Origin of the sequence: Pseudoduganella sp. OTU4001 (assembly GCF_038440195.1) — a bacterium.
In the GTDB taxonomy this organism is placed as follows: Bacteria; Pseudomonadota; Gammaproteobacteria; order Burkholderiales; family Burkholderiaceae_D; genus Rugamonas.
Window position 1 is genome coordinate 19,699 of record NZ_JASATG010000020.1, and the last position, 20,464, is coordinate 40,162.

The window sequence follows — 20,464 nt, forward strand, 5'->3', positions numbered from 1 at the left end:
CGCTAGTCGTGAAGCCGCTATTGTAGTGCTAGAATTGCCGGCATGACGCCCTTGTATACGGTTGCCGAGATTCGCGCGATCGAGCACGCTGCGGCCCAGCGTTTGCCCGAGGGCGCCCTCATGCAGCGCGCCGGCCAGGCGGGCGCCAACGAGGCGCTGGACCTGCTGCCGTTCACCATCAATAAGGCCCGCGTGCTGGTGCTGGCGGGGCCTGGCAACAACGGCGGCGATGCACTGGAAACCGCCGCGCACCTTGGCCACGCCGGAGCGCAGGTCACCATCCTCCATTTCCCGCCTGCGGGGACGCCAGCGCAGGAACGCGTAGCGGCCTTGCAGCGGGCGCGCAGCTCCCCTGCCCGCTTTGCGGACGGCACCACCACCACCATCGCCGGCGCCGACTGGACGCTGGTTGTCGACGGCCTGTTCGGCATCGGACTGGCGCGGCCAATCACCGGCGATATGGCGGCGCTGGTGGAGGCGGTCAATGGCCTGCGCTGCCCGATCGTGGCACTGGACGTGCCAAGTGGGCTGGATGCCGACACTGGCGCGATCATCGGTGACAGCGGCGCAGCTTCAGGCGTCGCGGTGCGCGCGACGCACACGGTCACCTTTATTGCCGACAAGCCCGGCCTGCACACCGCCGATGGCCGCGACCACGCCGGCATCGTCATTGTCAGCAACCTCGATATTGACCGCGACCTGTTCCCGGCAGCGCGGGCGCGCCTGAACGACGTCGCCCTGTTCGCGCACTGCGCACGCCGCCGCAGGCATAGTTCGCATAAAGGCAGCCATGGCAGCGTGGCGGTCGTAGGCGGAGCGCGCGGCATGGCCGGGGCGCCAATCCTGGCCGCGCGGACGGCTTTGAACAGCGGCGCCGGGCGTGTTTATGCCTGCTTTGTCGGCGACCCGCCCGCATTCGATGCGGCGCAGCCGGAGCTGATGTGCCGCAGCGCCCAGGAATACGACTTCAACAGCGCAGTCCTGGTGGTCGGTCCCGGCATGGGCGCTTCCGCCGCCAGCGCCGAGATGCTGGCCAGCGCGCTGCACAGCCAAAGCGCCGCAGTGCTCGACGCCGACGCGCTCAACCTCCTGGCGGCCGGCGAAAACCTGCGCATGCAGCTGACGCAACGCCAGGCGCCATGCATCCTGACGCCACACCCGCTGGAAGCGGCCCGTCTGCTGGGCATCAGCGCAGCGCAGGTCCAGGCCGACCGTCCCGCGGCCGCACGGGCGCTGGCGCTGCAACTGGCGGCGACAGTCGTCCTGAAAGGCTCAGGCACAGTGATCGCCGCGCGCGACGGCAATATCGTCATCAACAGCACGGGCAATCCCGCGCTCGCCACTGCCGGCACTGGCGACGTCCTGTCCGGCCTATGCGGCAGCCTGCTGGCCCAGGGATGGCCGGAATGGGAAGCCGCGCTGGCCGCCGTCTGGCTGCACGGCATGGCGGCCGACGTGCTGGTGACCGAAGGCGCCGGCCCGATCGGCGTCAGCGCAAGCGAACTGATTCCCGCCATCCGCACCGCCGTCAACCGCCTGGCGATGCATCACGGCAGTTAGCCCTCCGCGATACGGCCGGCGGCGATGGTGATAATGCGGCCGCAACGGGCTGCGATGTGGGAGTCGTGCGTGACCAGCACCAGGGTTGAACCGTGCTCGCGGTTCAACTCGAACATCAGCTGGATCACGGATTCGCCGGTGGCGGCATCCAGGCTGCCGGTCGGTTCATCGGCCAGCAGCAAGGGCGGCTGGGGCACAAAGGCGCGCGCCAATGCCACGCGCTGCTGCTCGCCGCCAGAGAGGAATTTCGGATAGTGTTTCAGGCGGCTCGACAAACCAACCCGGCCCAGCATGGCTTCGGCCTTCTCGCGCGCAGCGCTGTCGCCAGCCAGTTCGAGCGGCAGCATCACGTTTTCGACTGCGGTCAGGTGCGGCAGCAGCTGGAATGACTGGAACACAAAACCCAGTTTTTCTTTGCGCAGGGCTGCGCGGCCATCTTCGTCCAGCGCGAAGATATCCACGCCATCCAGTACCACCTTGCCTTCGGTCGGCGTATCCAGGCCGGCCAGCAGGCCGAGCAAAGTGGACTTGCCGGAACCCGAAGCGCCCACAATCGCAAGCGTTTCAGCCTTTTGCACTGTAAAATCCACCCCATGCAGGATGGTCAGTTCGCCGCTGGCGTCGGCTACCCGTTTGCCAAGGCCCGACACGGAAATTGCCGCTTGCGCCAGTTGGCTCGAGGATTGAGGAATATCACGCATGGTCATGTTTAAGAATTTATACCGTTACCTTGCGGTGCTGCTGTTTATGTTCAGCGCCGCCACGAACGCCTATTCTGCATCAAAAACCGTCCTTGTGGTGGGCGACAGCCTGTCGGCGGAATACGGCATCTCCCGCGGTACCGGGTGGGTAGCCCTGCTGGAGCAGCGCCTGAAGGAGCAAAAAGTCCCCGCCAACGTGATCAACGCCAGCGTCAGCGGCGAAACCACCAGCGGCGGACGCACCCGGTTGCCGGCCCTGCTGAGCAAACATAAACCGGATATCGTAGTTATCGAGCTGGGAGCCAACGATGGCTTGCGCGGACTGCCGGTGCCGGCGGCCGAAGCCAACCTGCGCGCCATGATCGACGCTTCGCAAAAGGCCGGCGCGCGCGTCCTGCTGGTTGGTAACCGCATGCCGCCGAACTATGGCCGCGACTACGCCGACAAATTCTTTTCCATGTTCGGCACCGTGAGCAGGGATGTGAAAGTGCCTCTGGCGCCCTTCATGCTCGATGGCGTCGCGCAGAAACCCGAATTATTCCAGCCAGACCGCCTGCATCCCGTGGCGGAGGCCCACCCCATCATCCTGGGCAATATCTGGCCCCATTTACAGCCTATCCTTAAAGCCAAATGAAGTATCCCGAAATCCTTTCCATCGAAGACGTCCTGGCCCGCCTGGACGATTTCGATACCATCATCGACGCGCGCAGCCCGTCCGAATATGCGCTCGACCACCTGCCGAACGCGATCAACTGCCCGGTGCTGGACGACGAACAGCGCATCACCGTGGGCACCATGTACAAACAGGTCGGCTCGTTTGAGGCCAAGAAGGTCGGCGCGGCCATGGTGTCGAAGAATATCGGTTACCACATCGAGACGCTGTGGCTCGACAAGCCGCGCAGCTGGAAGCCATTGGTCTATTGCTGGCGCGGCGGCAACCGCAGCGGCTCGATGGCGACCGTGCTGGCAAAGATCGGCTGGCCGGTCGTGCAGCTGGATGGCGGCTACAAGGCCTTCCGCGCCGCAATCAATGCGGACCTGGAGAAGACACCGGAGCTGGATTTCCGCGTCATCTGCGGCACCACCGGCAGCGGCAAGACCCGCCTGCTTGACACACTGGAGGCGATTGGCGCCCAGGTCCTGGACCTGGAGCAGCTGGCGGCGCATCGCGGCTCGGTGCTGGGAAATATTCCATGCCAGCCGCAGCCTTCGCAAAAGGCTTTTGAAACCTCGATCTGGGATCGCCTGCGGCGCTTCGATCCGAAGCTGCCGGTGTTCGTCGAGTCGGAAAGCCGCAAGGTGGGCAGCCTGCGCGTGCCGGGCGCCCTGATGGAGCGCATGCGCGCTTCGCCGTGCGTCGCCATGAACGTCTCGCGCGCCGATCGCGTCAAACTGCTGATCGAGGATTACCAGCATTTCGCCTGCAATGCCCCTGCCCTGAACGCGCAGCTCGAATTCCTGGTGCAGCTGCATGGCCGCGAGCGCATTGAAGGATGGCAGAATATGGCCACCGCCGGCGATATGCCGCAGCTGGTCGATGAACTGCTGGTCGACCATTACGACCCGGCTTACCTGAAGTCGATCCACCGCAACTTCGTGCAATACGATAAAGCGATTGAGGTGACGCTGCCGGATATAACGCCGGAATCGTTTATCGCTGCCGCGCGCAAACTGCACGGTGCATAAAAAAGGCCCCTTTCGGGGCCTTTGGCTTATTCAGCTTGCTGCTTGGTGATCGTCGAGATCGGGCGGATGATCTTGATCTTCGCCTTTTGCTTCAGGGCGTCCAGGTAGTTGCTGAACTCCTGCTGCGCTGCGATCTGGCTGATGCGCTGCGCTTCCTGCTCGCGGCGGCTGTTATCCACTTCGGCTGGCTGGCCAACCTTGTTGATGCGGTACAGGCCGTAACCTGCACCCGGCACTTCCACGCCAACGTAGGCCGGCAGCTTGGAGGCGTCAGCCTTCATGACGGCAGCGAAAGCGGCTGGGTTGAAGCCTTCAGCCTTGGCGCGGGACACGGTCTTGGCTTCACCAAAGCCGGTTGCGTCGCCGGTTTTCTTCACTTCGGCCAGCTTTTCCTCGCCAGCTTTCTTGGCTGCCTTCACCGCTTCTTCCATCGCTACGCGCTGCTTGATCGCACCTTCCACTTCAGCCAGCGGCTTTTTGGAGGCAGGCTTGAATTCAACGATGCGGCCAGCAACCAGGGTTTGCGGAGCCACTTCAACAGCTTCGGTATTGCGCTTGTTCTTCAGGGCGTCTTCCGCGAACAGGGCGGTCAGGAACTTGTCGTTGTTGAATGGTGCTGCACCCAGCATTGGGTTCGGCTTGCGGCCCAGGCCTTCGGCGGTTTCGATTTTCAGCTTCAGCTTGTCGGCAACCGGTTTCAGGCTCTCGTACTGCGAATAGACGGTATCGGTGAACTGTTCGGACATTTCGGAGAACAGCTTGCCGGCCTTCTGCTTCTTCAGTTCAGCGGCCACTTCGCCCTTCACTTCATCCAGCGGCTTGACGTGCGCTGGCTTCAGCTCGGTGACGGTGATGATGTGGAAGCCGAATTCGGACTCCACCAGGCCGCTGATTTCGCCCTGCTTCAGTTTCAGGATCGCGTCTTCAACCGGTTTCACGAAGGAACCCTTGACCAGCACGTCCAGGTCGCCGCCGTTTTCTGCGGAGCCCGGGTCTTCCGACTTGGCCTTGGCGATCTTGGCGAAATCGCCTGGGTTCTTGCGCACTTCAGCCAGCGTTGCTTCGGCCTTGGCCTTGTCCTTGATCAGGATGTGCGAGGAACGGCGCGATTCTTCGGTAGCGAAACGCTTCTCGTTGGACTTGTAGTAAGCCGCGACTTCTTCGTCGCTGACGTTCACTTGCGGCGCAACGGATTCGGCGTTCAGCACGACGTATTCGATCTTTGCCGACTCAGGAATTTCGAACAGCTTGGCGTTCTTGTCGTAGAAGGCCTTCACCATTTCGTCGGTGACCTTCACGTCGGCCAGGTATTTGGTCAGCGGGAATGCCAGCTCCTGCACTTCGCGCTCTTGCGAACCGAAATCGGAAATCGCCTTGGCGACGGTGCGCGGGGTGAAGCCGCTTTGCTCCACGCCGCCCAGGATCTGGTTCACGACCATGTCGTTACGCAGTTGGCTCTGGTGCATGTCGACGCTGAAGCCCTGGTTCGCCAGGATCTGGCGATACTGTTCGGCGTCGAACTTGCCGTCGGCCTTGACCAGGGTCGGGAAATCGGCCCACACAGCGCGCTGTACGGCTTCATTGCTGACGGTCATATGCGCCTTGCGGATTTCAGCGCTCAGTGCGCGCTGGGCCAGCAGCTGGTCCAGTACGTTCTGCTTGAATTCAGGGGTGTCGAACATTTTCTGGTCGAACTGCGCGCCCATCTGGCGGCGCATGTTGTCCAGCTGGTTGCGCTGGGCGTTCTCCCATTCTTGCTGCGTCAGGGGATAGCCGGCCACTTTGGCGATCGTGTTCGGGTCTTCACCGAACAGCGTAACACCGCTGACACCTACCAGCACAAACGACGGCACAATCAGGAGCGCCAGGATAATCTGCATCAGCTTTTGATGCGTACGTACGAAATCAAACATGTCAGCTATTGTTTTCCTAGAGTGGAGGCTTTAAAACTGCTCGCGCGATTTTACAGGTCAGTTGCTCCAATAGCAAATGAAAAAGCCCCACAGTCTTGAGGACTTGTGGGGCTTTTTCGGAATTCTGGCGGAGCGGACGGGGCTCGAACCCGCGACCCCCGGCGTGACAGGCCGGTATTCTAACCAACTGAACTACCGCTCCAGGTAGTGATTGTCATGTGTTTGCTGGCGGAGCGGACGGGGCTCGAACCCGCGACCCCCGGCGTGACAGGCCGGTATTCTAACCAACTGAACTACCGCTCCAGCATTCACAACACAGGTACTACGATTTGTTTAAGTGGTGGGCGTTGAGAGGGTCGAACTCCCGACCTAATCCTTGTAAGGGATCCGCTCTACCAACTGAGCTAAACGCCCGCTTAAACTGCTTGGTAAGCATTACTGCTTACCGAAGGCCATTATTGTACAGCGTCTTTCAGCGCTTTACCAGCTTTAAATTTAGGAACTTTAGCTGCGTCGATCTTGATCTCTTCTTTGGTGCGCGGGTTGCGGCCGGTACGGGCAGCGCGCTCGCTCACGGTGAAGGTGCCAAAGCCGACCAGGGTGACGCTGTCGTTCTTGGCCAGGGTGGTGGTTACGCCGTCGATCATCGCGTCCAGGGCGCGTGCAGCAGCAGCCTTGGAGATGTCAGCGGAAGTCGCGATGTGGTCGATCAGTTCGGTCTTGTTCATTGCAGTCCCCGTCACAAAGGTTTATATCGTTTATACCGTTTTCTATGCTGCGTTTTCGTTTGCATAAAAATCTCAGGGCCGTATTAAACAGGGCGGGATTGCTTTGTGTCAAGGGTAAAAACGAAACGGGCGCCATTTCTGGCGCCCGTTTCGGGGTATGACTTCTTAATGTTTGACGACTTCAGAGCCGTCGGCGGTCGCCGCAACCGCTGGAACTTCCACCGGCGCGGCCGTTTCAACGATCGGTTCAGGCTGGCGTTCCAGTGCCACTTCCAGCACTTTATCGATCCAGCGCACCGGCACGATTTCCAGCTTGTTTTTCACATTGTCCGGAATTTCAGCCAGGTCCTTCACGTTCTGCTCAGGAATCAGCACGGTCTTGATGCCGCCGCGATGCGCCGCCAGCAGCTTCTCTTTCAGGCCGCCGATCGGCAGTACTTCGCCGCGCAGGGTGATCTCGCCGGTCATCGCCACGTCCGCACGGACTGGAATGCCGGTGAAGGTCGACACCATCGCCGTGGTCATCGCGATACCAGCCGATGGGCCATCCTTCGGCGTTGCGCCTTCCGGCACGTGGATGTGGATGTCCTGCTTCTCGAACACTTCGTTCTTGATGCCCAGGCGCGCCGCACGGCTGCGCACCACGGTGCGGGCAGCTTCGATCGACTCTTTCATCACATCGCCCAGCGTACCGGTGCGGATCACATTGCCCTTGCCCGGCATGCCGACCGACTCGATGGTCAGCAGATCGCCGCCCACTTCGGTCCACGCCAGGCCGACCACCTGGCCAACCTGGTTGGTTTTCTCGGCCACGCCGAAGTCGTAGCGGCGCACGCCCAGGAACTTGTCCAGGTTTTTCGGCGTCACTGCGACCTTCATGTCGGACTTCTTCAGCAGCAGCATCTTCACGACCTTGCGGCAGATCTTGGAGATTTCACGCTCCAGCGAACGCACGCCCGCTTCACGGGTGTAATAGCGGATGATGTCGCGCACAGCCGCTTCGCTGACCGAGATCTCGCCTTCTTTCAGGCCATTGTTCTTGACCTGTTTCGGCAGCAGGTAGCGCAGCGAGATGTTGGTCTTCTCGTCTTCCGTGTAGCCGGACAGGCGGATCACTTCCATACGGTCCAGCAGTGCCGGCGGGATGTTGTACGAATTCGACGTCGCCACGAACATCACATCGGACAGGTCGAAGTCGACTTCGATGTAGTGGTCCGAGAAGGTGTGGTTCTGTTCAGGATCCAGCACCTCCAGCAGGGCCGACGAAGGATCGCCGCGGAAGTCCGCGCCCATCTTGTCGATCTCGTCCAGCAGGAACAGCGGGTTGCGCACGCCGACTTTCGACAGCGATTGCAGCACCTTGCCCGGCATAGAGCCGATGTAGGTGCGGCGGTGGCCGCGGATCTCGGCTTCGTCGCGCACGCCGCCCAGCGCCATACGCACGTATTTGCGGTTGGTGGCCTTGGCGATCGACTGGCCGAGCGAGGTCTTACCCACGCCTGGAGGACCCACGAAGCACAGGATCGGCGCCTTCAGCTTGTCTACGCGCTGCTGGACTGCCAGATACTCGACGATGCGTTCCTTGATTTTTTCCAGGCCGTAGTGGTCGTGGTCCAGCACTTTCTCGGCGTTGGCCAGGTCGTTGTTGACCTTCGACTTTTTCTTCCATGGCAGCGACACCAGGGTGTCGATATAGTTGCGCACCACGGTCGCTTCGGCCGACATCGGCGACATCAGCTTCAGTTTCTTCAGCTCGGCCTGCGCTTTTTCGAGCGCTTCCTTCGGCATCTTGGCGGCGGCGACTTTCTTTTCGAGTTCGTCGATATCGGCGCCCTCTTCGCCCTCGCCCAGTTCCTTCTGGATGGCTTTGACTTGCTCGTTCAGGTAGTACTCGCGCTGCGACTTCTCCATCTGGCGCTTGACGCGGCCACGGATGCGCTTTTCCACCTGCAGGATATCGAGTTCGCCTTCCAGCTGGCCGAGCAGGTGCTCAAGGCGTTTGGAGACTTCGATGATTTCCAGGATCACCTGCTTTTGCTCAAGTTTGAGCGGCAGGTGGGCCGCCACGGTGTCGGCCAGACGGCCGGCATCGTCGATACCCGACAGCGAAGCCAGGATCTCAGGCGGGATCTTCTTGTTCAGTTTGACGTACTGGTCGAACTGCTGCACGATGGCGCGGCGCATCGCTTCGATTTCGGACTCGTCGCCCTGTTCGGATTCCAGCGGCACCAGGTCGGCCACAAAATGGGTTGGGCTATCGGTGATCTTCTTGATGCGGGCACGCTGTGCGCCCTCAACCAACACCTTCACGGTGCCGTCCGGCAGCTTCAACATCTGCAAGATGTTCGCTACGCAGCCGATTTCATAGATATCCGATGGCGAAGGTTCGTCCTTGGCGGCCGCCTTCTGTGCGGCGAGCATGATGCTCTTGCCCTGCTCCATGGCAGCTTCGAGCGCCTTGATGGACTTTGGTCGGCCAACGAACAACGGAATTACCATGTGCGGGAACACTACAACATCACGCAGTGGCAACAGAGGCAGTTGAGTTTGCTCAGTTAATTTGGTAGTTGTCATGGCGTACCTTATTTAAAAACCTGGTCCTTAAGTGGGCCCCAGCGGCCGAATCACAAGACCAGTACTGCAATTATATTTGCTTTGAGAAAATGCAGTGGCACTCTAATAAAAAGGTCGAATTCGGAACAAAAAAAGCCACGCGCGACCGCAATCGCGAGTGGCTTTTCGACTGAAGCCGGCGTTCTATTATTGAGATTGATTGTAACGCCTTGCCTCAGGGATTCAAAACCCTATTTAATTCTCCCCTGCTGCTTTAGGGGATTCCTGGTAAATCAGGAGGGGTTTTGCGCCACTGGTGATCGTATTTTCATCAATTACGACTTTGGTGACGTTCTGCTGGTTAGGCAGGTCGAACATAATATCCAGCAACGCGTGTTCCAAAATGGAACGCAGGCCACGGGCGCCGGTTTTACGGGCCAATGCCTTGCGCGCAATCGCGTGCAGTGCAGCAGGACGGATTTCCAGTTCGGCGCCTTCCATTTCCAGCAGCTTCGAATACTGCTTGACCAACGCATTTTTCGGCTCGACCAGGATTTCGATCAGGGCTTCCTCGGTCAGCTCAGCCAGGGTTGCTACCACCGGCAGACGGCCCACCAGTTCAGGGATCAGGCCGAACTTGATCAGGTCCTCCGGCTCAGCGTCCATCATCAGGTCGCTGTTCGAGCGCTGCTCTTTGCTCTTCACTTCCGCCGAGAAGCCGATGCCGGACTTTTCGGAACGGTTCGAAATGATCTTGGCCAGGCCGTCGAACGCGCCACCGCAAATGAACATGATGTTGGTGGTGTCGATCTGCACGAAGTCCTGGTTAGGATGCTTGCGGCCGCCCTGTGGCGGCACCGAAGCCATGGTACCTTCGATTAGTTTCAGCAGGGCCTGCTGCACACCCTCGCCCGACACGTCGCGGGTGATGGATGGGTTGTCGGACTTGCGGGAAATTTTGTCGATCTCGTCGATGTAGACGATGCCGCGCTGTGCCTTCTCAACATCATAGTTGCAGCTCTGCAACAGTTTCTGGATGATATTCTCAACGTCCTCACCCACGTAGCCGGCTTCGGTCAGGGTGGTCGCGTCGGCGATCACGAACGGCACGTTCAGCATGCGCGCCAGGGTCTGGGCCAGCAGGGTCTTGCCGGAGCCGGTTGGGCCCACCAGCAGGATGTTGGACTTGGCCAGCTCGACGTCGTCCTTTTTGCCCAGGTGCTTCAGGCGCTTGTAATGGTTGTACACCGCCACGGACAGGATGCGCTTGGCAGTCGCCTGGCCGATCACGTATTGGTTCAGCAGGTCGGTGATTTCCTGCGGGGTTGGCAGGTCCGACTTCGCCCCCGTGACAGATTCGATGCTGGAAGTTTCATCGCGGATGATGTCATTGCACAGATCAATGCATTCGTCGCAGATGAAAACCGACGGGCCGGCGATGAGCTTCTTCACCTCGTGCTGGCTTTTGCCGCAGAACGAGCAGTACAAGAGCTTTTCGCCGCTGGAAGATTTTTTCTCTGACATGGGACTATTCTATAAAGGTTGCAGTGCACGCAAGCAAGAAATCCTGCGCACAACCACATGCTACCCGAAATAAATGCAAAACGCCCGAACGTTGTAGCGTCCGGGCGTCGTATTGCTTGGACGCTTATGCGCGGCTGGTCAAGACTTTGTCGATCAGGCCATATTCCGCTGCTTCGTCCGAGGACAGGAAGCGGTCGCGGTCGGTATCTTTGGCGATCTGCTCGATGGTCTGGCCGGTGCGCTCTGCCAGGATGCTGTTCAGGCGGTGGCGCAGGTAGAGGATCTCTTTGGCCTGGATCTCGATGTCCGATGCCTGGCCTTGCGAACCACCGGACGGCTGGTGGATCATGATGCGGCTGTTCGGCAGCGAGAAACGCTTGCCCTTGGCGCCTGCGGCCAGCAAGAACGCGCCCATGGAGGCGGCCATGCCGGTGCACAGGGTCGACACATCAGGCTTGATGAACTGCATGGTGTCGAAGATCGCCAGGCCGGCGGAAACGGAACCGCCTGGAGAATTGATGTACAGCGAGATGTCCTTGTCCGGATTTTCGCTTTCCAGGAACAACAGCTGGGCGACGATCAGGTTGGCCATCTGGTCATTGACCGGACCGACCATGAAGATCACGCGTTCCTTCAGCAGGCGCGAGTAGATATCGTACGAGCGCTCACCGCGGCCGCTTTGTTCGATCACCATCGGCACCAGGCCGAGCATTTCCGTATCGAGTGCGGGATTACGATTCATTCCAATTCCTTGTGAAAACAACGCCGGCTCAGAGGCCGGCGTTGAATGATATCAAGCTATTAAGCTTGTACGCTTCCCATGAGTTCGTCGAAAGGAATTTCTTTCGAGACGTTCTTGCACAGGCCCAGGACGTAAGTAACGACGTTTTCTTCCAAAACAAGTGCTTCGACTTCAGCCAGGCGGCGGCGATCGGAGTAGTAGTACTTCAGCACTTCGCGTGGGTCTTCGTAGCTTTGTGCGAAATCTTCGATCTGCGCTTTTACCTGCTCTGGGGTGGCTTGCAGGTTCTGCTCGCTCACCAGGGCGGACAGGATCAGGCCCAGGCGTACGCGACGCTCAGCCTTGTCCTTGAACAGCTCTGGAGGGAATGGTACACCATCAACCTTCATGCCGCGCTGGGCCATGTCTTGACGGGTCATTTCAGCCAGGCGCTCGGTGTCTTGTGCGATCAGCGACTGTGGAACTTCCAGTTCGGCGGTCTTGACCAGGGTTTCCATCACGGCTTCCTTGTTGCGCGCCTTGACGCGGCCAGCAACTTCGCGCTCCAGGTTGACCTTGATGTCTTCGCGCATTTTGGCCAGGTCGCCGTCTGCCACGCCCAGGGACTTGGCGAACTCAGCGTCAACTTCCGGCAGGTGGGCCCATTCCAGTTTTTGCAGGGTGATGGTGAACGATGCGGTCTTACCGGCTACGTCCTTGCCGTGGTAATCCTCTGGGAATGCCAGTGGGAAGGTCTTGGACTCGCCCACTTTCAGGCCGACGGTAGCGGCTTCGAATTCTGGCAGCATGCGGCCTTCGCCCAGAACGAATGGGTAGCCTTCAGCTTTACCGCCCGGGAACTCAACGCCGTCGATGGAGCCGACGAAGTCTACGGTCACGCGGTCGCCGTTAGCAGCGATAGCTTCACCGCCGTCGCCGTGTTCGCCCTTCTCGCCCTTCACGTGGAAGTGCACGCGCTGCTTGCGCAGGATGTCGATGGTCTTGTCGATTTCTACGTCGGTCACGTTGGACTTGACGGTTTCGATCTCAACCTTGGTCAGGTCGCCAACCACGACTTCCGGGTACACTTCGAAGGTTGCGTCAAAGGACAGTTCGCCTTCAGCGGAGTCTTGCTTTGGCTCGATCTTTGGGAAACCTGCAACGCGCAGCTGGTTTTCGTTGGCAGCGTTGTTGAAGGCTTGGCCGACCTTGTCGTTCAGCACTTCGGTTTCGATCTGGTAGCCGTACTGCGCGGCAACCATCTTCATTGGCACTTTGCCTGGGCGGAAGCCAGGAGCACGTGCGGAGCGAGCCTGCACTTTCAGGCGCTTTTCCACCTCGGAACGTACGTCCGACAGTGGGAAGGAAATCGTCATGCGGCGTTCGAGTTTGCCCAGGGTTTCAACTGCAGTGGCCATTGTAAAAATCGTCCAATAAAAATAAGTGTACTTATGGTGCGAGGAGGGGGACTCGAACCCCCACACCATTGCTGGCGTCAGGACCTAAACCTGGTGCGTCTACCAATTTCGCCATCCTCGCGGCATATTTGCACAAAAGCAAAGGGCGACCTTAGGTGAAAACGGGGTCGCCCGGGGCTTTCAACTTCAACCCGGCATTCTATACGGTGTTTCTACCGTGCGGAAGTGGTTTTTTGCGTTATGCGCAACATTTGGGCATTACCGGGGTTTCGGCACGCGGAACCAGGCGGCGTAGAGGGCCGGCAGGAACAGCAGCGTGAGCGCCGTCGCCAAAATGAGCCCGCCCATGATCGCCACCGCCATCGGCCCCCAGAAGACGGAACGCGACAACGGAATCATCGCCAGCGCCGCCGCGGCAGCAGTCAGGATGATCGGGCGGCAGCGGCGCACCGCCGACTCCACAATCGCATCCCAGGCTGGCACGCCCGCCTTGATATCCTGCTCAATCTGATCCACCAGGATCACCGAATTCCGGATAATCATCCCAAACAGCGCAATAATCCCCAGGTTCGCCACAAAGCCCAGCGGCCGGCCCATGATCAGCAGCGCCATCGCCGCACCGGCCACGCCCAGCGGCCCGGTCAGGAACACCAGCAGCGAACGCGAGAAGCTATGCAGCTGCAGCATCAGCAAAGTGAAGATGATGAACACCGCCAGCGGCAGGTTGGCGGCAATCGACTCTTCCGCCGCACTGCTGTCGGAGGCCGCTCCCTTCACCTTGATCTCATAGCCCGGCGGCAGCTTGGCGCGCAGCTCATCCAGCTTTGGATTGATCTGGCTGGAGACCGTTGGCCCCTGCACGCCTTCGATCACGTCCGACTGCACGGTGATCGCCCATTCGCGGCCTTCGCGCCACACCACACCCGGCTCCCACACAAAGTGCACGCGCGCCAGTTGCGAAATCGGCACCGAGCGCCCGCTGTTGGTTGGAATATAAGTATCGTTCAGCACAGCGATCGTGCGGCGCTCATCCAGCGGCTGGCGCACCTGGATATCGATCAGGCGGATGCCCTCGCGGAACTGGCCAATCGGGGTGCCGGACAGGATGGTGTTCGCCGCACGCATCACGGTTTGCGAAGTAACGCCCAGGGCGCGCATCTTGTCCTGGTCCAGGTCCAGCCGCAGCACCTTGATCGACTCATTCCAGTTGTCGTTCACGCCCACCGTATTGGAATTTGCGCGCATGACATCCTTCACCTGGTCGGCAATCGCACGCACGCGGTCCACCTCGGTACCGGTCACGCGGAACTGCACCGCGTACGGCACCGGCGGCCCGTTCGGCAGCAATTGCACACGGCCGCGCACTTCCGGGAAGTCGGTCTTGAAGATGTCGGTAATCTTCTTGCGCAGCTCTTCCCTCGCCTTCAGGTCTTTCGCCAGCACCACCGCCTGCGACACGTTCGTCTGCGGGAAGATCTGGTTCAGCGGCAAATAGAAGCGCGGGCTGCCGGTGCCGACATAGGTCGTCACACTGGCCACCCCAGGTTCCTTGCGGATGAAGTCCTCGAACTTCTTGGCCTGGCGCTCGGTTTGCGCGAAGGCGGTACCTTCCGGCGACCACATTTCCACCATCAGTTCCGGACGGCTGGAATCCGGGAAGAACTGCTTCTCGATGAACTTGAAGCCGTACACGCCCAGGAAGAACACCACCAGCGTCGCCGCAATCGTGGTCTTGCGGTATTCAACGCACCAGTTCACGACCGCGCGGAATTTCCGGTAGCCCGGCGTATCGAACAACTCGTGGTGGCCGTCGCCTTCCGCATGCGGCTTCACCTTCAGTAGCACGAAGCCGATGTAAGGCGTGAATACCACCGCCACAATCCACGACGTCACCAGTGCAATCGCGTTCACCGAGAACAGCGAGAAGGTGTACTCGCCCGCCGCCGATGCAGCCAGGCCGATCGGCAGGAAGCCGGCAACCGTGATCAGGGTGCCGGTCAGCATCGGCATCGCAGTGGAGGTGTAGGCGTAGGTGGCCGCTTCCAGGCGCGAATGGCCCTCCTCCATCTTGCGCACCATCATTTCGACGGCGATGATGGCGTCGTCCACCAGCAGGCCGAGCGCGATGATCAGGGCGCCAAGAGAAATCTTGTGCAGGTCGATGTCCAGGATGCGCATGAACAGGAAGGTCACCGCCAGCACCAGTGGGATGGTCAGCGCCACCACCAGGCCCGGACGCGCATCAAGGCGCAGCTTCGGCTTCGAATGCAGGCCGAGCGAAACGAAACTCACCGCCAGCACGATCAGCACCGCTTCCACCAGGGTGCGCAGGAACTCTCCCACCGACGCGGTTACCGCGGCCGGCTGGTTCGATACGCGCTCCAGCTCAATGCCGACCGGCAGCTTGGACTTCATCGCATCGACAGTCTTCTCCAGGTCCTTGCCCATCTGGATGATGTTGCCGCCCTTCTCCATCGACACACCCAGGCCGATCACTTCCTTGCCGTTGAAGCGCATCTTGTCGCGCGGCGGATCCTGGTATTCGCGCTTGATGGTCGCGAAATCGCCCAGACGGAAGGCGGTGCTATTGGCGCGCAGTTCCAGCTCTTCCAGATCCTTCACGGTGCGCAGCGCGCCCGACACCCGCACTTGCAGGTTATCGGTCGGCGTCACCACCACACCGGTCGCTTCCACCACGTTCTGGGTCGCGATCTGGTTGGCGATCTGCTCGACGGTCAAGCCCAGCTGCGCGAACTTCTTGTGCGAGAACTCGATATTGATCTTCTCGTCCTGCACGCCGAACAGCTCGACTTTCGAGACCTTTTTCACGCCGAGCAGCTGCTGGCGCACCAGGTCCGCATAGTCTTTCAGCTCCGCATAGGTAAAGCCGTCGCCTGAGAGTGCGAAAATCGAACCATAGGTGTCGCCGTATTCGTCATTGAACACTGGCCCCTGCACACCGGCTGGCAGCGTGGCGCGGATATCGCCGATCTTTTTGCGCACCTGGTACCAGGCCTGCGTCACCTCCTTGGGTGGCGTCGATTCGCGCACGGTGACCAGAATCAGGGTCTGCCCAGGCTTTGAGTAGCTGGTGATCTCGTGCACATACGGGGTTTCCTGCAGCTTCTTTTCCAGCTTGTCGGTGACCTGCTCCGCCATTTGCAGCGCCGTGGCACCCGGCCAGAAGGCCTGCACCACCATGGCGCGGAAAGTGAACGGCGGATCTTCGTCCTGCCCCAGGTTTTTATACGCCAGCAGGCCGCCAATCAGCAGCACCGCAATCAGGTAGCGCGTGAGCGGGATATGTTCAAGCGCCCAGCGCGACAGGTTGAAGCCCTTCATTTGGCGGCTCCGAGGATGGTCACTTTCTGGCCTGGCTTCAGCAGGTTCACGCCGGCGGTCACCACGGTCTGGCCAGGCTTGACGCCGCTGCCCAGCACCAGATCATTACCCGACACACCGCTCACAGTGACCGGCACCAGGCGCACCGTACCATTCTCAACCACCCAGACCGAGGTGGCGGCCTTCTCGTGGAACAGCGCCGTCAGCGGCACTTTGATCTGCGGCTGCGGCGTGCGCGAGGCGAAAGCCACCAGCGCCGTCATGCCCAGCTTGGCCTCGGCCAGGCTGGCCGGGATCGACACGCGGAAAGCGTAGGTACGGGTGAACGGGTCCGCCACTGGCGACACCTCGCGGATCTTGCCCAGCACAGACTTGTCAGGGCTCGACCACAGACGCACATGCACGTCCGTGATGGCGCGCAGCGTGTCGACCTTATCTTCCGGCACGCCGAACACGATTTCCTTCTCGTCGGTCTTGGCAACGCGCACCACCGGCGTGCCGGGAGCGACCACTTGGCCTACTTCCGCATCCACCGCGGTCACCACGCCATCGATATCCGATTCCAGGCTGGCATAACCGGCCTGGTTCGTCATGCCGCGATACGCTGCCTGGGCCGAATCGACCTGCGCCTGGGCCGACTTGGCGGCCGACAGCTTGGCGTCCAGGATGGCCTGGCTGACGAAGTTCTTCTCCCGCAGTTCCTGGTAGCGCTTTAATTCAGCGTTGGCCAGGTCGCGCGTGGTTTCCGCCGCGCGCAGGGCTGCCATGGATTGCGCTTGCGACAGCTTCAAATCTTGCGGGTCGAGTTCCATCAGCACCTGGCCGCGCTTCACCACGCTGCCGACATCGACCTTGCGCGCCACGATCTTGCCGCCGACACGGAATCCCAGGCGCGACTCGACGCGCGCACGGACTTCGCCGGAGAACTCGGCATTCACGTCAATATCGCTCGCCTGCAGCACCATGGCACGCACCGGGCGGATATCTTCGGTCTTGGGGGCCTCTTTCGAGCAAGCGGCAAGCAGCAAGGCGCAGGCCGCAACCAGGGGTAGTTTTTTTGCTACGAACACGATGGAATTCCTTTTTAGTGGCTCTGGCAATTGCCGGGGGTGCATATTTGCCATTATTATTTCCAGTCTGGAACTAAATGACTTTCCGTTTAGTAAAAAATTATAGCCGGGTCAACCAGTCTTGCAAATGACTTTCGCGTCATTAATTTAGAACAGCACCTCTATGTCCGTTGACCACTACGAGAATTTCCCTGTCGCTTCCATCCTCATGCCGCGCCGTTTGCGCCCGGCGGTGGAGGCGATCTATGCCTTCGCCCGCAGCGCCGACGATATCGCCGATGAGGGGGAAGCCACGCCGGAACAGCGCCTGGCCGCGCTGACCGCCTATGAGGAGGCGCTTGGCCGTATCGAACGCGCCGAAGGCGGCCACGAACCGATGTTCGAGCGCCTGGCGGCCGCCATTGAACGCCACCAGCTGCCATTGCGTCCCTTCTACGACCTGCTGTCCGCCTTCAAACAGGACGTGCAAGTGACCCGCTACGCCAATTACGACAGCCTGCTCGATTACTGCGCCCGTTCGGCCAATCCGGTCGGGCTGCTGATGCTGCACCTGTATGGCGCGGCGGATGAGGAAAATGTCCGTGACTCCGACGCCATCTGCTCCGCCCTGCAGATCATCAACTTCCTGCAGGACGTGGCCATCGACGAGCACAAAGAGCGCATCTACCTGCCGATGGAGGACCTGACGCGCTACGCCCTGTCCCCGGCCCACCTGTCCCGCCCCGACAACAAGGCCAAATGGCGCGCCATGATGAAATTCCAGGTCGAACGCGCCCGTGCCCTGATGCTGCAAGGCGCGCCGCTGGCCTGCCGCCTGAAGGGCCGCATCGGACTGGAGTTGCGCATGGTGGTGCAAGGCGGCCTGCGTATTTTGGAGGCAATCGAGGAAGTCGATTACGACGTTTTCCTGCGCCGCCCAAAGCTTGAAAAGCGTGATTGGTTCAAGGTTTTCTGGCGCGCGCTTCGGATGAAGCCCCATTCGCTATAAAATAGCGCCTTTGTCAGCATTACCCACGCCATAAGAACATGTCCCCCGACGAATACTGCCAGCAGAAGGCCGCCGCCAGCGGTTCCAGTTTCTACTACAGCTTCCTGTTCCTGCCGCCGGAACGCCGCCGTGCGATCACCGCGCTGTACGCCTTCTGCCGCGAAGTCGACGATACCGTGGACGAATGCAGCGATGAATCGCTGGCCCGCATCAAGCTGGCCTGGTGGCGCAATGAGATCGCGCAGATGTACGAGGGCAAACAGAGCCATCCGGTGACCCAGGCGCTGCAGCCGCATATCGCGGTGTATGACCTGAAGCAGGAGCATATGCAGGCCATCATCGATGGCATGGAAATGGACCTGAACCAGACCCGCTACCTCGATTACGCCGGCCTGACCAAGTATTGCTGGCACGTGGCGAGCGTGGTCGGCATCCTGTCGGCGTCGATCTTTGGCGTGACCCGCCCGGAGACTTTGCAATATGCGGAAAAGCTGGGCCATGCCTTCCAGCTGACCAATATCATCCGCGACGTGGGCGAAGATGCGCGCAAGGGCCGCATCTACCTGCCAGTCAACGAACTGCAGCAGTTCAATGTCACCGCGGCGGACCTGCTGAACGCGCGCGAGACCGAGAACTTCGCAAAACTGATGCAGTTCCAGGTGGCGCGCGCGCAGAAAGCCTATGACGAGGCGTTTGCGCTGCTGCCGAAGGAAGACCGCCGCGCCCAGCGCCCGGGCCTGATCATGGCTGCGATCTACCGCACCCTGCTCAATGAAATCGAAGAGGATGGCTACCACGTCCTCAAACAGCGCATTTCCCTGACGCCGATCCGCAAGCTGTGGCTGGCCTGGAAGACCTGGGTTCGTGGCTAAGCAATTTGCGGTCGTAGGCGGCGGCTGGGCGGGCTTCAGCGCCGCCGTGGAACTGGCGCGCGCCGGCCATCAAGTCACCGTGTATGAAGCCGCGCGCACCCTGGGCGGGCGCGCGCGGCGCGTGGAAGTCAACGGCATGGCGCTGGATAACGGCCAGCACATCATGCTGGGCGCCTACCGCGAGTCGCTGCGGTTGATGCGCCTGGTTGGCGTGGACGCGCGCACCGCCCTGCTGAATCTCCCCTTGCAGATGCGCTATCCGCCTGGCGGCGAGGGCATGGACTTTGTCGCCCCGCGCCTGCCGGCGCCGTTCCACGTCGGCCTTGCCCTGCTGCGTGCGCGCGGCTTGTCGCGCGAAGACAAGCTGGCCCTGGCGCGCTTCAGCACCACCGCGCGCTGGATGGGCTGGCAGCTGAATACCGATTGCACAGTCGCCGAACTGCTGGAACGCTTTGACCAGACCCCGCGCCTGGTGCAGCTGATGTGGCGCCCGCTCTGCCTGGCCGCCCTCAATACCGCGCCGGAACGCGCCTCGGCGCAGGTTTTCCTGGCCGTGCTGCGCGACAGCCTTGGGGCGAACCGCGCCGCCTCCGACATGCTGTTGCCGCGCACCGACCTGAGCGCCCTCTTCCCCGACGCCGCCGCGCGCTGGCTCGAGAAAAACGGCCACCAGATCCACCTTGGCGCCAAAGTCTCCGCCCTACTGCCCAGCCCGTGTCCACCAAAGGGTCTGACCCCAAGGGGGACACGAGCTGGGCCGTCTTGGCGCGTCGAGGCGGCCGGGGTGGCGGAATTCGATGGCGTCGTCATTGCCGGCTCGGCGACAGCTGCGGCAGCGCTGCTGGAGCCGCACGCGGCAACCGCCGCGCTGGCGGCGCAATTGCGCGCTTTCGAGCCAGAACCGATCACGACCTGCTACCTGCAGTACGCGCCTGGCACCCGCCTGGAAACGCCGTTTTACGCCTTGATTGACGATCCGGCCAGCCAGCGCTGGGGCCAGTTCGTCTTCGACCGCGCCCAGCTTGATGCGCGCCAGGATGGCCTGCTGGCCGTGGTCATCAGCGCCGCTGGCGCAGCAGCCGGGTTGCCGCAGGACGAACTGGCGGCGGCCTTGGCCCAGCAATTGGCGGCCGACCTGGCACGCCCCGGGCTGGCCCAGCCCATCTGGAGCAAGGTCATCACCGAAAAACGGGCCACTTTCGCGTGCACGCCGGCGCTGGCGCGCCCGGACAATGCCACGCCATTGGACGGCCTGGCCCTGGCCGGCGATTACACCGCAGGCGACTACCCGGCAACCCTGGAAATGGCCGTCCGCAGCGGCATCCAGGCCGCGCGCGTCCTTACCGGCGCCCGGCGATGAGCAATCAGACGCCCGGCCTGTCCCGGGT

The 20,464-nt window shown here is 61.0% G+C and carries 15 protein-coding genes and 4 tRNA genes; 6 read left to right on the plus strand and 13 right to left on the minus strand.

Going from position 1 to position 20,464, the window contains the following annotated elements; translation table 11 throughout:
• Positions 1–42: 42 nt before the first annotated feature.
• On the plus strand, positions 43–1,560 hold the full coding sequence (locus AAHE99_RS17705; RefSeq protein ID WP_342118665.1) for an NAD(P)H-hydrate dehydratase: 1,518 nt from the start codon (positions 43–45) through the stop codon (positions 1,558–1,560).
• Here AAHE99_RS17705 and AAHE99_RS17710 read toward each other — a convergent pair.
• Entirely contained in the window at positions 1,557–2,261 is a 705-nt protein-coding gene (locus AAHE99_RS17710; RefSeq protein WP_342118666.1) for an ABC transporter ATP-binding protein, read from the minus strand. The two genes, AAHE99_RS17705 and AAHE99_RS17710, sit on opposite strands and share 4 nt — an antisense overlap.
• A 4-nt stretch (positions 2,262–2,265) precedes the next feature.
• On the opposite strand from AAHE99_RS17710, the gene AAHE99_RS17715 reads away from it, so the two are divergent.
• Together AAHE99_RS17715 and mnmH are read left to right on the plus strand one after the other, a co-directional pair.
• On the plus strand, positions 2,266–2,895 hold the full coding sequence (locus AAHE99_RS17715) for an arylesterase (RefSeq protein WP_342118667.1): 630 nt from the start codon (positions 2,266–2,268) through the stop codon (positions 2,893–2,895).
• Entirely contained in the window at positions 2,892–3,947 is a 1,056-nt protein-coding gene (mnmH, locus tag AAHE99_RS17720; RefSeq protein WP_342118668.1) for a tRNA 2-selenouridine(34) synthase MnmH, read from the plus strand. The genes AAHE99_RS17715 and mnmH overlap by 4 nt, the downstream gene beginning before the upstream one ends.
• Before the next feature lie 26 nt (positions 3,948–3,973).
• Here mnmH and AAHE99_RS17725 read toward each other — a convergent pair whose 3' ends face one another.
• The 12 genes from AAHE99_RS17725 to AAHE99_RS17780 form a co-directional block, all read right to left on the minus strand.
• Entirely contained in the window at positions 3,974–5,860 is a 1,887-nt protein-coding gene (locus AAHE99_RS17725) for a SurA N-terminal domain-containing protein (RefSeq protein WP_342118669.1), read from the minus strand.
• A gap of 125 nt (positions 5,861–5,985) precedes the next feature.
• Positions 5,986–6,062, minus strand: a tRNA-Asp gene (locus AAHE99_RS17730).
• Between the two features lie 24 nt (positions 6,063–6,086).
• Positions 6,087–6,163 (minus strand) — tRNA-Asp (locus AAHE99_RS17735).
• A gap of 35 nt (positions 6,164–6,198) precedes the next feature.
• Positions 6,199–6,274 (minus strand) — tRNA-Val (locus AAHE99_RS17740).
• 41 nt (positions 6,275–6,315) lie between these two features.
• Entirely contained in the window at positions 6,316–6,588 is a 273-nt protein-coding gene (locus AAHE99_RS17745) for an HU family DNA-binding protein (protein ID WP_342118670.1), read from the minus strand.
• Between the two features lie 165 nt (positions 6,589–6,753).
• A complete protein-coding gene (gene lon, locus AAHE99_RS17750) occupies positions 6,754–9,162 on the minus strand; it encodes an endopeptidase La (protein WP_342118671.1) in 2,409 nt (802 codons plus the stop codon).
• Positions 9,163–9,396: 234 nt separating this feature from the next.
• Positions 9,397–10,665 carry an ATP-dependent Clp protease ATP-binding subunit ClpX gene (gene clpX / locus AAHE99_RS17755; protein ID WP_342118672.1) on the minus strand — a complete coding sequence of 423 codons (1,269 nt, stop codon included), beginning with the start codon at positions 10,663–10,665 and terminating at the stop codon, positions 9,397–9,399.
• A gap of 124 nt (positions 10,666–10,789) precedes the next feature.
• Entirely contained in the window at positions 10,790–11,407 is a 618-nt protein-coding gene (clpP, locus tag AAHE99_RS17760; RefSeq protein WP_342118673.1) for an ATP-dependent Clp endopeptidase proteolytic subunit ClpP, read from the minus strand.
• 59 nt (positions 11,408–11,466) lie between these two features.
• Positions 11,467–12,804 carry a trigger factor gene (tig, locus tag AAHE99_RS17765; protein WP_342118674.1) on the minus strand — a complete coding sequence of 446 codons (1,338 nt, stop codon included), beginning with the start codon at positions 12,802–12,804 and terminating at the stop codon, positions 11,467–11,469.
• 34 nt (positions 12,805–12,838) lie between these two features.
• Positions 12,839–12,925 (minus strand) — tRNA-Leu (locus AAHE99_RS17770).
• A 137-nt stretch (positions 12,926–13,062) separates the two neighbouring features.
• Positions 13,063–16,146 (minus strand): efflux RND transporter permease subunit, encoded by a 3,084-nt coding sequence (locus tag AAHE99_RS17775; protein ID WP_342118675.1) that lies wholly within the window; start codon positions 16,144–16,146, stop codon positions 13,063–13,065.
• Positions 16,143–17,261: an efflux RND transporter periplasmic adaptor subunit gene (locus tag AAHE99_RS17780; RefSeq protein WP_446728936.1), complete on the minus strand. Its 1,119-nt coding sequence runs from the start codon at positions 17,259–17,261 to the stop codon at positions 16,143–16,145. The genes AAHE99_RS17775 and AAHE99_RS17780 overlap by 4 nt, the downstream gene beginning before the upstream one ends.
• A 118-nt stretch (positions 17,262–17,379) precedes the next feature.
• On the opposite strand from AAHE99_RS17780, the gene hpnC reads away from it, so the two are divergent.
• The 3 genes from hpnC to hpnE are packed head-to-tail and all read left to right on the plus strand — an operon-like array spanning position 17,380 to position 20,436.
• The gene (hpnC, locus tag AAHE99_RS17785; protein ID WP_342118677.1) at positions 17,380–18,204 is read left to right on the plus strand and encodes a squalene synthase HpnC; all 825 of its coding nucleotides are present in this window, start codon (positions 17,380–17,382) and stop codon (positions 18,202–18,204) included.
• A gap of 38 nt (positions 18,205–18,242) precedes the next feature.
• On the plus strand, positions 18,243–19,076 hold the full coding sequence (gene hpnD, locus AAHE99_RS17790) for a presqualene diphosphate synthase HpnD (RefSeq protein WP_342118678.1): 834 nt from the start codon (positions 18,243–18,245) through the stop codon (positions 19,074–19,076).
• Positions 19,069–20,436 carry a hydroxysqualene dehydroxylase HpnE gene (gene hpnE / locus AAHE99_RS17795; RefSeq protein WP_342118679.1) on the plus strand — a complete coding sequence of 456 codons (1,368 nt, stop codon included), beginning with the start codon at positions 19,069–19,071 and terminating at the stop codon, positions 20,434–20,436. The genes hpnD and hpnE overlap by 8 nt, the downstream gene beginning before the upstream one ends.
• Positions 20,437–20,464: the final 28 nt, after the last annotated feature.